9 protein-coding genes, 1 tRNA gene, 1 pseudogene and 1 riboswitch are annotated in these 14,135 nt (G+C 72.8%); of the genes and pseudogenes, 5 read left to right on the top strand and 6 right to left on the bottom strand.

Annotated features, from left to right (window positions below):
* Nucleotides 1–436 (bottom strand): annotated as a pseudogene (locus FF041_RS38955) (hypothetical protein); the annotation flags it as partial.
* 271 nt (nt 437–707) lie between these two features.
* On the opposite strand from FF041_RS38955, the gene FF041_RS13285 reads away from it, so the two are divergent.
* The 4 genes from FF041_RS13285 to FF041_RS13300 all read left to right on the top strand — a co-directional run bounded on the left by FF041_RS13285 (nt 708) and on the right by FF041_RS13300 (nt 4,076).
* Nucleotides 708–953, top strand: a complete 246-nt coding sequence (locus FF041_RS13285; protein ID WP_153523028.1) for a hypothetical protein — start codon at nt 708–710, stop codon at nt 951–953.
* Between the two features lie 171 nt (nt 954–1,124).
* Nucleotides 1,125–1,198, top strand: a tRNA-Met gene (locus FF041_RS13290).
* 220 nt (nt 1,199–1,418) lie between these two features.
* Entirely contained in the window at nt 1,419–2,558 is a 1,140-nt protein-coding gene (locus FF041_RS13295) for a PP2C family protein-serine/threonine phosphatase (RefSeq protein WP_153523029.1), read from the top strand.
* A gap of 288 nt (nt 2,559–2,846) precedes the next feature.
* Nucleotides 2,847–3,003: riboswitch (cyclic di-AMP (ydaO/yuaA leader) on the top strand.
* Between the two features lie 11 nt (nt 3,004–3,014).
* Nucleotides 3,015–4,076 (top strand): M23 family metallopeptidase, encoded by a 1,062-nt coding sequence (locus tag FF041_RS13300; RefSeq protein ID WP_323391826.1) that lies wholly within the window; start codon nt 3,015–3,017, stop codon nt 4,074–4,076.
* Nucleotides 4,077–4,342: 266 nt separating this feature from the next.
* Here FF041_RS13300 and FF041_RS13305 read toward each other — a convergent pair whose 3' ends face one another.
* From FF041_RS13305 to FF041_RS13320, 4 genes are all read right to left on the bottom strand, one after another.
* Complete coding sequence (locus FF041_RS13305; protein ID WP_407698148.1) at nt 4,343–5,599, bottom strand: PrsW family intramembrane metalloprotease; 1,257 nt, start codon at nt 5,597–5,599, stop codon at nt 4,343–4,345.
* A 530-nt stretch (nt 5,600–6,129) separates the two neighbouring features.
* Nucleotides 6,130–6,918: a tRNA (guanosine(46)-N7)-methyltransferase TrmB gene (trmB, locus tag FF041_RS13310; RefSeq protein WP_323391827.1), complete on the bottom strand. Its 789-nt coding sequence runs from the start codon at nt 6,916–6,918 to the stop codon at nt 6,130–6,132.
* Between the two features lie 171 nt (nt 6,919–7,089).
* The gene (gene lhgO / locus FF041_RS13315) at nt 7,090–8,298 is read right to left on the bottom strand and encodes an L-2-hydroxyglutarate oxidase (RefSeq protein WP_323391828.1); all 1,209 of its coding nucleotides are present in this window, start codon (nt 8,296–8,298) and stop codon (nt 7,090–7,092) included.
* 319 nt (nt 8,299–8,617) lie between these two features.
* Nucleotides 8,618–10,054 (bottom strand): MFS transporter, encoded by a 1,437-nt coding sequence (locus FF041_RS13320; RefSeq protein ID WP_153485756.1) that lies wholly within the window; start codon nt 10,052–10,054, stop codon nt 8,618–8,620.
* Nucleotides 10,055–10,963: 909 nt separating this feature from the next.
* Here FF041_RS13320 and FF041_RS13325 point away from each other — a divergent pair.
* Nucleotides 10,964–13,081, top strand: a complete 2,118-nt coding sequence (locus FF041_RS13325) for an asparagine synthase-related protein (protein ID WP_153523030.1) — start codon at nt 10,964–10,966, stop codon at nt 13,079–13,081.
* A gap of 500 nt (nt 13,082–13,581) precedes the next feature.
* Here the strand turns inward: FF041_RS13325 and FF041_RS13330 are convergent.
* Nucleotides 13,582–14,135, bottom strand: a 554-nt coding sequence (locus FF041_RS13330) for an NPCBM/NEW2 domain-containing protein (RefSeq protein ID WP_153523031.1), incomplete at its 5' end; no start/stop codon positions are given.

Genomic DNA, 14,135 nt, shown 5'->3' on the forward strand with positions numbered 1-14,135 from the left:
GCTCGTCGTAGTACGACCACCAGGAGCCGCCCGTCAGGGCGCAGCGGGGGCCGATCGCGGGGGCCTCGACCGCCTCCGCGATCAGCACCTCCGCCCGGGTGTTGCAGCCGTCCGTGAGGTTGAGGCCCGCGTTCCAGTGCCGGAACTTGTCCCGGTCGTACCCCGTCCGGTCCTCGGTGGTCACGGCCAGCCGGCTCACCGCGATGCCGATCGGCGCCGTCTCCGCGGCGACCGCCGGAGCCGCTGCGGGAGCCGCGGGGGCTACGGGCGCTACGGGCCGGGAGACCGGCGCGGTTCCGGGTTCCGGGGCGGGGGCGGCGTCGGGAGTGGTCCGGACGGGTGGCGCGGGGACGGCCGCCTGGGCCGGGGTGGAGAGGGCGAGGGGCAGCAGCGCGAAGGCCGCGGCCGTGGTGGCACGCGTCAAGTTCTTGATCACGTCAACGGGGATACGCGTCCATCACCCCGAAGCGGATCAGCGAACCGAACAACTGCGCCAGATGGGCGCGTCGGTTCATCCGATGGACCGGTTCACCCGTTCCAGAGGATCAGCGGTCCCGCTGGCTCATCCGTTCACCCGTTCACGGGTTCACTCCGGCATTCGGCTGTTCCCTTGGGAAACATGGGAAGCAGGGGCTGGGCATGCTCTGTGCAGGGCATCCGGACCCCCGGCCCGTGACTCCCGCCCCCGTTCGGCCGTTGTGTCCGGCATGACCAAGACACACCGCGTCGTCACCGCCCTCGTCCTCGCGGCCGGGGCCTCCGTCCTCTCCGTCTCCGGCGCCGCCGCCGCGCCGGCCCCCCAGCCCGGCCCCGCGACCGCCCCCGTCGAGCAGCTCACCACGGGACTCAACGAGCTCAGCCAGCTGAACCAGCTGGGCATGCTGATGGAGGCGCCCGCCCAGCTCGCCCCGCTCACCGACCCCGTCACCGGGCTCCTCGCCCTCGTCCAGTAGCCGCCGTCCGGGGTCCTGTGGCCCGCTGGGCCCGGCTCCGGCGCGTCGGGCCGGGCCCCCCTCACCTGGCCCGACGCGCCCGTCCCAGGCACCGCCCGACGAGCGGTTTCCCGGTCTCGCGGATATGTGGTCTGGATCTTGCTCTGGATGGCGTAGAGTTGTGTTTACCGACGCGGGGTGGAGCAGCTCGGTAGCTCGCTGGGCTCATAACCCAGAGGTCGCAGGTTCAAATCCTGTCCCCGCTACTGAAAGACCGTGGCCCGGCATTCACTGAGTGAGTGCCGGGCTATTGTCGTATTCAGATTTCCGGCTTCCTGCGCCACGAGGTCCTGCGGATTCCCGGCTTCCACGGAGACATCGCCCGGTTGGACAGCGGCAGCTCGCCTCCCCGACCGGTTGCCGCCAGCCTGGAGGGGGCGCGGCAGCCGTGTCCGAGCCGTCGGCGGACCGGTCGGGAGAGCACCCTTGGCGCAAGAGGAGCAGCAGCACGGATTCGGCGCCCGCCGGTTCGTCCGTACGCTGCCCGCCCTGATGATCGCCGTGGCGGCCCTCTTCGATCTCGCCACCCCGCCGAGATTCACCGCCGCGCCGCTGTTCGCGGCGGCCCCGCTGATCGCCGCCCCCTTCTTCTCCTGGCTCACCACTCTGATCACCGGAGCGGCGGCGACCGCCGGGGTCATCCTGCTCCATGTCTACAAGGGCACGATGGACGAGCCCACGGCGTACACCGAACTCGTCACCGTGATCACCGTCTCCGGCCTTGCGCTGCTCATCAACCGGGTCATCCAGCGCAGCAGTGAGCGGCTGGCGTCGGCCAGGGTCCTCGCCGAGACCGCGCAGCGGGCCGTACTGCCCACTCCCGCCGAACGGATCGGTGGGCTCCGGATCGCGGCTCGCTATGAGGCCGCCCTCGCCGACGCGTTCATCGGCGGTGATCTCTTCGCCGTCCAGGACACTCCCCACGGTGTCCGGCTGGTGGTCGGGGATGTACGGGGCAAGGGGCTCGGCGCCGTCGAGGCGGTGGCCGTGGCCATCGGCGCGTTCCGGGAGGCCGCGGAGCAGGAGAGTTCGCTGGAGGGGGTGACCGACCGGCTGGAGCGGGCGCTGCTCCGGGAGGCCGCACGCCGGGAGACGCTCGACGCCGTCGAGGCGTTCACCACCGCCGTACTCGCCGAGATCCCGCACGGCGGCGATGTCGTACGGGTGGTGAACCGCGGCCACCCGGAGCCGCTGATGCTGTACGCGGACGGTGGGCTCGACCATCTGGCGCCCCGGGAGCACGCCCTGCCGCTGGGCATGGTCGAGCTGGGGGTCTGGCCGGACCAGGTGGTGGAGTATCCGCTTCCGCCGGGGGCGATCCTGCTGTTCTACACCGATGGGCTCTCCGAGGCGCGTGACGCGGACGGCGTCTTCTACGACCCGGGCGCACGGCTCGACGGCCGGCGTTTTCCCGGGCCGGGAGAGCTGCTGGACGAGCTGCTCGACGATGTGCGGCGGCATACGGGAGGCGGGGCCACGGACGACATGGCGCTCCTGGCGGTGGCCGGGCCGCCGGAGCCGCGCCTGGGGCGGCGGATCATCCCGCCCGTCGTGAAGCGGCCCTGAGGTTCGCCCCGACTCCAGGGTGCGGCAGCACGGAATATGACGTGAGGGCGGCATAAAGGTCTGCACGGTGCGTAGTCGAAAGGCACCCCTCTGATAACAATTGATATACCGTCAGATTCGCGAAACCGTCCGACGGTCGCTCAAGTCGCCCGAATCCGACTGCTTGTGTCCCGTTAAGTCCATGGCAAAGAGATTAAAGATCACTCGGAACAACTTGGAATCCGGACCGCGTGTCTATTAACGTTCGATAACGCAGCGCGGTCGTCCCAGCCGTCGTCAGGACGGCGCCGTGCGCGTGCGCCGAATCCCGTGAGGGAACCGGGGAACCACCCATTGGGGTGAATCGGGCTTCGTTTGCCGCTCAGTTCGCGGTCCGCGCTGCCCGTAGGAGACCTTCCTGCTCCGAACCCGTCAGCTAACCCGGTAGGCGAGAAGGAAGGAAAGGAGTACGCCTCAGTGGCGTCCAACAGTCCTGCCCCGGAAGTGCCCTACAAGGCTGGCGTCTTCAGCGAAGAAGGGGCCGAGCGGTCCGTCGGTGAGTGGAACCCCACCGCGGAGACCGTGCGTCCGGTGCGCGGCCGGCACCGCCACCGTGTGATGAAGCAGCGCGGCGGATTCGCCCGCAGCTCCACGGTGCTCGGCGTCGGTGTCATAGCCGCGGTCGGCGCGGGCGGCATCGCCACCGCGCAGGACAAGCCGGCTGTGTCCATATCCCTTCCCGACATGGACTCCCTGCCCGGTGTCGGCGCTCTCCTTTCCGACGACGACGCCGGACAGCCCGACGAGGCCGCCGCGTACGAGGCGATGGGTCTCGCTGCCCATGAGGTCGGCGGAGAGTCGTCCACCGCCGCCGAGGCGCTGCGCTCCCGGATCCTGGAGCAGGCCGAGGAGCAGCAGTCGAGCGCCTCCTCCGCCGCCAAGGCCGCCGCCGAGCTGGAGGCCGCCGAGCGCGCCCAGGCCAGTGCGGAGAAGGCGGAGAAGGAGGCCGAGGCCGAGGCGAAGGCCGAGAAGGAGGCCGAGGCCGAGCGGAAGAAGATCGAGCGGGAGGCGAAGAAGGCCCAGGAGGCGAAGGAGGCCGAAGAGGCCGCCGAAGCCGAGCGCGTCGCCAAGCTCGCCAACAGCTACGTCCTTCCCCTCTCCTCCTACACGATCTCCGCGACGTACGGTCAGTCCGGCCCGATGTGGTCCTCCGGCCAGCACACCGGCCTCGACCTCGTCGCCTCGACCGGCACCCCGCTCAAGGCGGTCGGCAGCGGCACGATCACCGCGGCCGGCCTGGCCGGTCCGTACGGCTACCGCATCCTGCTGGAGCTGTCGGACGGCACGGAGATCCTCTACGCGCATATGTCCTCGATGTCGGTGAGCGCGGGCCAGAAGGTCTCCGCGGGCGACATGATCGGGCGGGTCGGCGCCACGGGCAATGTGAGCGCCGCGCATCTGCACATGGAGGTCAGGACCGCGGGCGGCTCGCCCATGGACCCGATGGCCTGGCTGCGGAGCAAGAACCTCAGCATCTGATCGGCTGAGGACCTGACCTGATCTGACGGGCTGAGGGCGGCGAGGCCCGTGCCGCCGCCATGCCGAGCGCCCCGGGGCGACAGCCCGTCTGATCAGCGGTCGGTCCGGGGCGCAGACCCGGCGTGCTCTCCTCCGGTACGTACGCGGCGCCTGCCCGCTCGGGCCCGGAGCCTGCGGACCGTACGGCCAGCCCTGGCCCCGGAACCCGTGTGCCCCCTTGTCTCCGGCGGTCCTGGCAGATACCCCCCGACGCCAGGGCCGCCGGTTCAGTCGCGGTACGGGTTGTACCCCTCGTAATCCCGGTACGGCGGCGGGACCCGCACCCGGCCCGTCGCCCGCGCCGCATAGGTCAGCGCCGGGGCCGCCACCGCTTTGCGCTGCCACATATGGTGCAGCAGCTCCTGCTCCCGTGCGACGAAGTCCGGGTCCGCCGCCCCCCGGTCCGCCCGATGCCGCAGAAACGCCAGGGACGTCGCGAACCGCTGGTACTCCGACACCGTGTGCGCCGCCGCCGGACCATGCGTACGGCGGGCGGCGTCACGGGCCATGGTGCGCGCCTTCATGGACGACAGCGCCTGCGGCTCCGCCGGGGCGAGCCAGCCCGCCGCCGCGTACGCGGGCAGCTCGGCGGCTATGGTGCGCAGCTCCCGCTGCCGGGTCCAGATCGTCAGCCAGGTCAGCAGCCCGAAGACCGGAACCATGATCATGGCGTATACGGCATAGAAGCCCAGCGGGCCGAAGTACGAGGCCGAGCCGTTCCACAGCGCGTGCATCCCCATGGAGAGGGCGAGCCCCAGCACGGGCAGCGCGATCCGGCGGATCCGCTTGCGGTGGGGAGCCAGCGCGGCGATCCCGAAGCCGATGCCGGTCAGCACGGTGAAGAGCGGATGCGCGAACGGCGACATGACGATACGGACGAAGAAGGTGGCCGCGGTCACCGACGCGAGGCCGGAGTAGCCCAGCTGCTGGTCCTCGCCGAAGGCGTTGCCGAGATAGAGGATGTTCTCGGTGAAGGCGAATCCGGTGGCCGTGAAGCAGGCGACCACGACGCCGTCGACGATTCCGGTGAGATCCCGGCGGCGGAAGATGAAGATCAGCATGATCGCCACCGCCTTGGCCGACTCCTCGACCACCGGCGCTATCACCGTCGCGCCGAGGGAGTCCGCGCTGGAAGGGTCGGCGGTGGCCGTGGCTATCCAGCGGACCGCGAACGAGTTCGCCAGGATCGCGACGAGGGCGGCGGCGAACGCGCCCCAGGCGAAGGCGAAGATCTGGTTCCGCCAGGGGCCCGGCTCGACCCGGTCCAGCCAGCGGAAGGCGGCGACGAGCAGCGGGACGGGGAGGGTGGCGAGCCCGAGCCCGACGAGAAAGCCCTCGGTGCCGGTCTGTTCGCGCACCAGGGCGAGGATCACCAGGGCGCAGAGGGCGAGGACCGTGATCAGGATCCCGGCTCTGATCGCCTTGCTCTGCCAGAGCTTGGCGACCCGGCGGGGTTTGTAGCGCCAGCGGGAACGCTCGGGCACGGCCTCGAACAGCGGCTGCTCCGCACAGTCCGGGACCGCCGGCCCCTGCGCCGGCTGGGCGGGTCCATGGCGCTGTGGCGGAAGCACCGGCTCCGGCGGAGGCACCGGCGGTCGTGCCGGCTGCGGAGGAAGCGTCCGCTGCGACGGCTGGCGGGGCTCGCCAAGGGCTCGGGGGTGCTCACCGGCCTCGGGGGGCCGGCCGGTCCGATGGGCTTGCGTCTGCTCTCCCGGAGAGACGGCGGGAGAGACGCCCCCCGGGTCGGCTCCCGGGTCGGCTCCCGGGAGGGCCCGCGGGTCGGCCCGCGGGTCGGCTCCCGGGTCGGTCAGGGGGACGGCCGGACGCGCCGGTGGGAGGTCGGGCGCTTGCCTGGGCGGTGCATGGGCGGCGGGCTGCGGGTTCGGATGCTGCGGGGACGGCTCGGACACCCGATGAACCCTAACGACGCGCACCGACAACTGGCGATGCCGTTTCACCGGGCGCACTGCCGCCCGCGCTGCCCGCCCGCGCCGCGCCGCGCCCGGGGCGCGTCTCAGCCCACCCGGCGGAACAGCAGGTCGTTCACGACATGGCCCTTGTCCAGGCCCTGCCCCTCGAAACGGGTCAGCGGCCGGAAGGCGGGCCGCGGCGCGTAGCCGCCGTCCTCCTGGGTGTTCTCGAAGTCCGGATGCGCCGAGAGCACATCGAGCATCTGCTCGGCGTACGGCTCCCAGTCGGTCGCGCAGTGCAGCACCGCGCCGGGCTTCAGACACTTCGCCGCGAGGGTGAGGAACTCGGGCTGGATCAGCCGCCGCTTGTGGTGCCGCTTCTTGGGCCAGGGGTCGGGGAAATAGACGCGCATGCCGTCGAGCGAGCCGGGCACGAGCATCTCGCGGAGGAGGATGATCGCGTCACCGTTGGCGACACGGACGTTGGACAGCCCGTTCCGCTCGGCGAGACCGAGCAGATTGCCCTGCCCGGGGGTGTGCACATCGACCGCGAGGATGCCGGTGCCGGGGTCGGCGGCGGCCATCTGCGCGGTGGCCTCGCCCATGCCGAAGCCGATCTCCAGCACGACGGGCAGTCCGCCGAACATCTCCGCCGGATCGAGGGTGCCGTGCCCGTCGATCTCGAAGCCCCAGAGCGGCCAGAGCCGCTGGAGCGCGTCGCCCTGCCCGGTCGTCACCCGGCTGCGGCGCGGCTGGAAGCTGCGGATCCGCCGCTCGTGGTGCGACCCCGCGGGGTCGGCTACCGGCCCGCCGGGGAAGCGCGGCTCGCTTCGGTCGCGGGTCTGCCGGCCGGGGGCCTGGCCGTCGTGGGTGTGATTCTGGAGCTTCGACACAGTGCTTCGATTCTACGGTGGCACTCCGCCGGAGCGCGGTGACGAGCACCACTGCGGACCACGGCGGTGACGAGGACCACGGCGCACACGGCGCACCACTGCGGACCACGGCGGTGACGAGGACCACGGCGCACCACGGCGGACGAGGACCACGGCGCACCACGGCCCGGCTCACAGCAGCCTCAGCGCCCGTCTCGCCACCGCCCTCCCGATCGGCAGCGAGGCCGTCGCCGCCGGGGACGGCGCGTTCAGCACATGGACCGTCCGGGGAGCTTCCTCGATCAGGAAGTCGTCCACGAGCGTGCCGTCCCGCAGCACCGCCTGCGCCCGGACCCCCGAGGCCGCCGGCCGCAGCTCCGCCTCCGTCACCGAGGGCAGCAGTCTGCGCACCGCGGCTGTGAACGCCTGCTTCGACAGCGAGCGGCGCAGCTCGCCCGCCCCATAGCGCCAGTGGCGGCCCGCCATCCGCCAGGAGCCCGGCCAGGACAGGGTCCCGGCCAGCTCCCCCGGGCGGATCGCCGACCAGTCGTAACCCTCGCGGGCCAGCGCCGGGACCGCATTGGGGCCCACATGGACCGAGCCGTCGATGCCCCGGGTCAGATGCACCCCGAGGAACGGGAACGCCGGATCGGGCACCGGATACACCAGCCCCCGCACCCGCTCGGGCTCCGCCAGCTCGTAGTACTCGCCCCGGAACGGAACGATCCGCATCTGGGGGTCGTCCCCCGCCAGCCGGGCCACCCGGTCGGAGTGCAGACCCGCGCAGTTGACCAGCGCCCGCGCTCTGATCACGGTCCCCGAAGCGGTGCGCACCGCGACGCCCCAGGGGCGGCGGTCCACCGCGACGACCTCCTCGCCGCAGCGGATCTCGGCGGAGGACTCGGCTGCCGCCGCCAGCTGCGCCGCGACCGCGCCGAAGTCGCAGACCCCCGTCGTCCCCACCTGGATGGCCGCGAGGCCGCGCACCTCCGGCTCGTACTCCGCGATCTGCGCGGGGCCCAGCTCCCGCACCGGAATGCCGTTCTCCCGGCCGCGCTGGACCAGGGCGTGGAGCCGGGGCAGCTCGTCGCGGCCGGTGGCGACGATCAGCTTTCCGGTGATCTGGTGGGGGATGCCGTACTCCGCGCAGAACTTGACGAGCTCCGCCGCGCCCTGGACCGCGAACCGGGCCTTGAGGGATCCCGGGCGGTAGTAGATCCCGCTGTGGATCACTCCGCTGTTCCGCCCGGTCTGATGCCGGGCGGTGCCCGGCTCCTTCTCCAGGACGGTCACCCGGGTGCCGGGTGCCGCGCGGGTGAGGGCGTACGCCGTCGACAAGCCGACGATCCCGCCGCCGATCACCAGCACATCACAGTCGAAGCCACCTCTGAACACCGTCACCGCGCCACCTCCCACCCCCGATAGTGCACCGGCCCACTGACAACGCGGCGGACCCGGCCGCCGGACCGGTCTCCGGCGGGCCCTCGGGACCGCGGCGCTGTCCAGCGTGCCGCGCGGGGGGCCTGGCCCGGGATCCCCGCTCGGGCCGGCCCGGGATCTCCGTACGGGCCCTGGCCCGGGATCTCCGTACGGGCCCTGGCCCGGGAACCCCCTGCAAGGCCAGGCCCGGGATCCCTGCACAGGGCCTGATCCGGAGCTCCGGAGCATCTCGCATGGGTCGCTGGGTCGCTGGGTCGCTCTCACGATGGCACCAGGTCTGCTACGCGGGCGCCACCAGCAGCGGCCTCGCCCGTTCCCGCAGCTCCACCACTCTCGGCTCATCGCCGTACGGCTCCAGCCGGTGCAGCAGATCCCGTACATACTCCGTGGTCCGCGCCGAGGAGATCCGGCCCGCGACCTCCACCGCCCGGGTGCCCGCCGCGCAGGCCGCGTCCAGATTCCCCGACTCCAGCTCGGCGACCGCGCTGACCACCAGCCGCAGCCCGTGCGAGCGGACGAACTCCTCCGTGGGGCGGGAGAGCGCCTGCTCGGTGAAGCGGCGCACCTGTCGCGGGGCCTTCAGATCGCGGTAGCACTCGGCCGCGTCCGCGCAGAACCGGTCGTACGAGTAGAAACCGAGCCAGGTGGGGTCGGGATCGCCCTCCCGCGCCCGCTCCAGCCAGCCCTCCGCCGACTTCAGGGCCGCCCCGGCCGCGACCGCGTCGTTCGCCTTCGCGTGCGCCCGCGCCTCCACCAGCCGGAAGAAGCTCATGGTGCGGGCGGTGGCGAGGCCCCGGTTCCGCTCGATCGCCGCCTGGGCGAGATCCACGCCCTCGTCGGCGAAGCCCCGGTAGATCGACTGGAGGGACATCGACGCCAGCACATAGCCGCCCAGCGGCACATCGGCCGCCGCGCGGGCCAGGCGCAGCGCCTGGATGTAGTACCGCTGCGCCGCCTCCTGCTGCCCGGTGTCGAAGGCCATCCACCCGGCCAGTCTGGTCAGTTCGGCGGAGGCGCCGAACAGGGCACGGCCCACTTCGTCGGAGTACGAGCCGAGCAGCAGCGGCGCGGCGTCCACCCGCAGACACTCCGGGACCATCGACGAACGCCAGTCCCCGCCGCCGTACTTGGAGTCCCAGCGGCGGGCGTCCTCGGCGGCCTCGCGCAGTTTGGCGACATCGCTGTGGCCCACGCGGGTGGGCGTGTCGTCCGGGACGCCCTCGCCGGGCGGGGTGTCCGGCATCCGTTCGACGGAGGAGTCCGCGGGGGTTATCAGCCAGCGGGACGCGGGGGTCGCGTAAGCGCTCACTGCGAAGGAACCGGCCAGGGACTGCCAGATTCCCCCGCCGCCGGCCCGTCGGCCCGCGAGATCGAGGCGGTAGAGCTCGGTGGCCGACTTCACCGCCGCGCCCACATCGCGCGGAAAGGCGAGTCCGACCTCGGGGGCGGGGTCGGCGTCGGCGAGCCCGATCTCGTGCAGCGGCACGGGGCGGCCGAGCTTCGCGCCGATGGCGGCGGCGATGAGATGGGGGGCGGCGCCCTGCGGCACCATGCCCTTCGACACCCAGCGGGCGACGGACGTCTTGTCGTAGCGGAGGGTGAGGCCGCGCTGTGCTCCGAGGTCGTTGACGCGCCGGGCGAGACCGGCGTTGCTGATTCCCGCGAGGGCGAGAACGGTGCCGAGCTTTTCGTTCGGCCCGCGTTGCTCCCTGGACATGGCCCACCCCTCGACACACAGACGGCCGCCGCGTCGCTGTCCGGTGCGCGGCATTCGTACTGAGTCCTCCCCATGGGTGGCTTCCGGCCCCCGGTGCGGTCCCGGTTGCCCCGGTGCGGTCCGGTTGCAAAAGCTCCTGGCCGAGCCATGCGGAATATGCCCGTCGGTTCAGAACATCAGTAAACCCAGCGTAGTTCGCCGCATCCCGACCGTTAAGGGGCGGTGTTCCGTATGGCGAGATTGTTGTGCGTCGGGGGAGACGGCCTCCGGATGGGGTGCGCAGGACCCCGGACGGCGGGCCGCGGCCGTGCACCGTGTGTGTGGCCGTGCGCCCGTGCGTGCGCTCTGTGCGGAGGGTGGGGGAAGCGCTTCCATGAGTGCTGCGTGGGTCGGTCCGCTGTGTACTGGAACCAGTGGGCTGGGGGACACCGCCGTCTTCAATCCCCGCGGGCGGCGGGCAGGTCCGGGAGGCGGACCGCGCCTCCCGGACTGCTGTGCACCCGCCGACCGTGCCGGTCACGGCGCTGTCCGGGGGTGGTTCGCGGGGTTCTGTGCTGCCCTTCTTCCGCTGGAAGTTGGCCGGATGTCGACTGTCGACCATATGTTGTTTGTCCGTCTATAAGGCTGGCGCGATCGTTTCACTTTCCCTTGGGGCACCGTCAAATCACCAGCTCTGGACGCGCGTTCACTTTCCGTCCGCGCGCCCCGTGGTCGTTCCTGTGCGCCGCCTTCGTGGCAGCATGTTCCCGAACGGCCGGGCCCGCACCCTGTGCGGAGGGTGTTTCGTCCCGTCCGTCCGGCACGGCTCGACCCGGGCCCGGCGGCCCCGCCGCCCGCCGGTCGGGAGGTGCCGGCGAACGGCCCTCGGGTCCGGTGGCCAGGGTTTGTCCACAGCCTGTGGAGGCGGCGATGCGGTGGTTGGTGGGATGGAGCAGTATCGCCGCTCACTTCGGCACGGCCGGCGCCGTCGGAGCGGCCGACGAAGGCCGCACCGTGCACCCCGTCGGCTCCCAGCTGCTGTGGGGCGACCCCGACCCGCTCTGGGCGGTCGGCGACTGGCGCCCCGACGAGGTACGCGTCGTCAGCCTCGACCAGCCTCCCGGCGGGGCCCCCGCCACCCGGATGGCGATCCTCGGCTGCTGCGCCGCAAGCGACGACGAACTGCGCGCCGGACTGCTCTCCGCGCGCGGCGGCGCCCTGCGCCATCTGACCTCCTGGCCCGGCAGCTACACCGCCGTCGTCCAGGCGGGACGGCGGATCACCGTCGTCGGCGACCTCGCCGGAGCCAGACCCGTCTTCCACACCCCCTGGGCGAACGGCACCGCGTACGCCACCGCCGCGCTCCCCCTCGCCGACCTCATCGAAGCCCAGCTCGACATCGGGCATCTGGCCGCGCTGCTCGCCTGCCCGGAGACGCCGGAGGCGCTCCGCGACTCCACCCCCTACGAAGGGGTCAGACGCATCCCGCCCGGACACGCGCTCATCCTCCGCGAAGGCTCCCGGGAGATCACCGGATACGAACCGGTCGCCTCACTCGCCGTCGCCGGACCCCGGATCGAGGCCGACCGCGCGGTGGACGGCGTACGGGACGCACTGATCGAAGCGGTACGGGCGAGACTGACCGCACCCCGGCACGCGCCCGAGACCCTGCCGCCCGACCCGGGACCGGTGCCCGGGATGGGCCCCGCCGACCGGCGTGCCCGCCGGGGCGCACCCGCCCCCGGCATAGGAGCCGACCTCTCCGGAGGCAGCGCCTCCGGAACCCTGGCACTGCTCGCGGCGGGCCTCCCCGGACGGCCCGGCACCGTCACCGGCCACGGCACGGGCGCGGGCGAGCGGCTGCTCGCCGTCACCTACAACGATCTGACCGAGGACGGCCGGGAAGCCGAACTGGAACGGGCCCACGCCATCGCCGACGACCCCCGGCTGCACCATGTCGTGGTCGCGGCGGGCGAGGAAGGGCTGCCGTACGCGGGCCTGGAGAACGGGCCGCTGACCGATGAGCCCGCGCCGTCCCTGGTCATGGCGGAACGCCACCGGGGCCGGCTGGCCTCGGGCAGCGCGGACCACTTCACCGGCGCGGGCGCCCGCCAGGTGCTGGACGCGCACCCGGCCCGGCTGGCGGATCTGCTGCTCGACCGGCGGCGACGCCATCTGCTGCGGCCCATGGCGGCGCTGGCGCGCGCCGAACGCCCCTCGGCCCAGTCGCTCTTCATCCCGCTGACCGTGTACCGGGCCGCCCGGCGACTGGCCCGCACCCCGTACCGGACCGGCCTGGAGACGGCGGCCGACCATCTCCTCGAAGCGAACCGCCCGGGGGCCCGCGAGGGCGGGACCGGACCTCTGGGGGCCTCGCTGGCCGCGCTGACCTGGTCCCGGCCCGGCCCGGCGGCGCGCTGGCTCACCGGTGAGGCGCTGGCGGAAGTATCGGTTCGGCTCACCGACGCGGCGACCCGGCCGGTGTCGGTGCAGCGCCCCGGGGAGGCGAGGGCACGGGCCGCGCTCGCCCGCTACGCCTCGGACCAGCGCATCCTGGAACAGGCCGCGGAGGTCCGCAGCCAGCGCCTGCACGCCCCCTTCCTGGACAACCAGGTGGTACGGGCCTGCCGCGACCTGCCCGAGTCCCTGCGGGTACGCCCGGGGGCCCGCGCGGAGATCCTGCGCACCGTCCTCGCGGGCGCGGGCATCCACCAACTGCCCCCCGGCTGGGGCACGCCCGCCGGGGCCTCCACGACGACGACGGCCCGCAACGGTCTGCGGGCCTCGCTGCCCCAGCTGCTGGCCCTCTTCGACGCCCCGCTGCTGGCGGACGCGGGCCTGGTGGAGGCCAGGGTGATCCGCAAGGCCCTCCGGGCAGCCTCGGAAGGGGAGCCTCTCCCGCTGGACGGCCTGGCGGACCTGATCTCCACCGAACTCTGGCTGCGCCGCCTCCTCTCCCGCCGCGGCACCTGCTGGACGGGCACGGCGGCCCCCCGCAGACGCGCGGTCCCCGGAGGCGTCCCCCTGCGCCCATCCCTGAGGCCCTGACGAGCCCCCGCCGCCCGCTTCACACCGACCGGCCCCGGAGGCGACGCCGCCGGGAGGGGGCCACCCTGCCCGGCGTCGGGCCCTCGTCGCGGGCCAGCCCCCGAACCCCCGCGCCTCAAACTCCCCCAGACTTCGTCCGGGGGGACCCCCACGGGGCTGATTTTGGCCCCCTGCTCCTCAATCGCCGGACGGGCTGGGTTTGCCGGGGTTGCCCGGAACCCGGGATCGGCGGGCGGTTGAGGGGTCTCATGGGAGGGGGCCGCGCAGGGGTGGTGCCGGGACGTAAAGCGTGATTTGTGGCGCGAAGGAGGCCCGCCATCAAACAAGGACTGGAAACGCGCCCGTAAATCATGAGTCCCGGCACCACCCCGGAGCGGACCACGGACCCCAGCACACCGCACCCAGCGGCACCCCGAAGCACCCGGACCCGGCAAGGGCCCCAGCCCCGAAGCACCCCCGCCCCACACCGAAGCCCCCGCACAAGGTGCGGCCCCCCCGGTTCAGACGCAGCTGATGCGCGACCGGGCCCAGTCCGCCAGTGCCGCCGAGTCGAAGAGCGTGTGCGGCTCCACCACCAGGCGGATCGTCTTCCGGCCGGTGATCGGCACCTGAACCGGCACGGCGGCCTCGCCTCCCCGGATCACCCCCGACCGCCACAGCCGCACCCCGTCCCCATAGACGGAGAAGCGCACCGCCCCCAGCCCCAGCGAGAGATCGTCCAACCCGACCATCGCGTCATAGCTGGCGCACCGGCGGTTCAGGTCGATGGTGACCGACGACTGGGCGTGCACGGTCACCCCGTGCTCATACCGGAGGCCGCCGATCAGCAGCCCCACCCGCTGCCAGAGCCAACTGCTCTCCCCCAGCCGCACCTCGGGCCCGGTGCCGTCACCGAAGTGGTCGTACTGCAAACGGTTGACCTGGTAGACCGTCGGCTCGGGCGGCGTCGGGCTGGGGCTCGGCTCCGGCGGAGCGGGCTTCGACGGCTTCGGCGTGGGCGAGGCGGACTTCGACGGCTTCGGGCTCTTGGCGACGGATGCGGAGGGCGTCGGGC

It is taken from the genome of Streptomyces jumonjinensis, assembly GCF_009600885.1.
Taxonomy (GTDB): Bacteria; Actinomycetota; Actinomycetes; order Streptomycetales; family Streptomycetaceae; genus Streptomyces; species Streptomyces jumonjinensis.

Excerpts from the sequence above, each read along its gene's own strand:
- FF041_RS13285 (WP_153523028.1), top strand. The coding sequence starts at position 708 with ATGACCAAGACACACCGCGTCGTCACCGCCCTCGTCCTCGCGGCCGGG.
- FF041_RS13320 (WP_153485756.1), bottom strand. The coding sequence starts at position 10,054 with ATGTCCAGGGAGCAACGCGGGCCGAACGAAAAGCTCGGCACCGTTCTC.
- FF041_RS13325 (WP_153523030.1), top strand. The coding sequence starts at position 10,964 with ATGCGGTGGTTGGTGGGATGGAGCAGTATCGCCGCTCACTTCGGCACG.